Annotated in this window: 1 protein-coding gene; it reads left to right on the top strand. The window is 46.5% G+C overall.

Annotated features, from left to right (window positions below; all coding sequences use genetic code 11):
* Positions 1–9: 9 nt before the first annotated feature.
* Positions 10–665 (top strand): aminopeptidase (locus GMD1S_RS10700; RefSeq protein ID WP_044135969.1); only part of this gene is annotated, 656 nt, incomplete at its 3' end.

Raw genomic sequence — 665 nt, 5'->3', positions numbered from 1 at the left:
AAGAATAGAATGGTTTTACCAAATTTTAAAGAAAATCTAGAAAAATATGCGAAATTGTTGGTTGCGAATGGAATTAACGTGCAACCTGGTCACACCTTGGCTCTTTCTATCGATGTGGAGCAACGTGAGTTGGCGCATTTGATCGTGAAAGAAGCTTATGCCTTGGGTGCTCATGAGGTTATTGTTCAGTGGACAGATGATATCATCAACCGTGAGAAATTCCTCCACGCGCCGATAGAGCGTCTGAACAATGTGCCAGAATACAAGATTGCTGAGATGAACTACCTCTTGGAAAACAAGGCTAGCCGTCTCGGTGTCCGTTCTTCTGACCCAGGTGCCTTGAACGGAGTGGATGCTGACAAGCTTTCAGCTTCTGCCAAAGCTATGGGACTTGCGATGAAGCCAATGCGTATCGCAACGCAATCCAACAAGGTTAGCTGGACTGTAGCAGCTGCAGCAGGGCTTGAGTGGGCTAAGAAGGTTTTTCCAAATGCTGCGAGCGATGAAGAAGCAGTGGACCTCCTTTGGGATCAGATCTTCAAAACTTGCCGTGTCTACGAAGAAGATCCTGTTAAAGCTTGGGAAGAGCATGCTGCTATCCTTAAGAGCAAGGCAGAAATGCTCAATAAAGAACAATTCTCAGCCCTTCACTACACAGCGCCAGG

Source organism: Streptococcus sp. GMD1S, from assembly GCF_000296875.1.
GTDB lineage: Bacteria > Bacillota > Bacilli > Lactobacillales > Streptococcaceae > Streptococcus.
The sequence above is the reverse complement of the archived record's forward strand: the minus strand, read 5'-3'. Positions and strand labels throughout refer to the sequence as shown.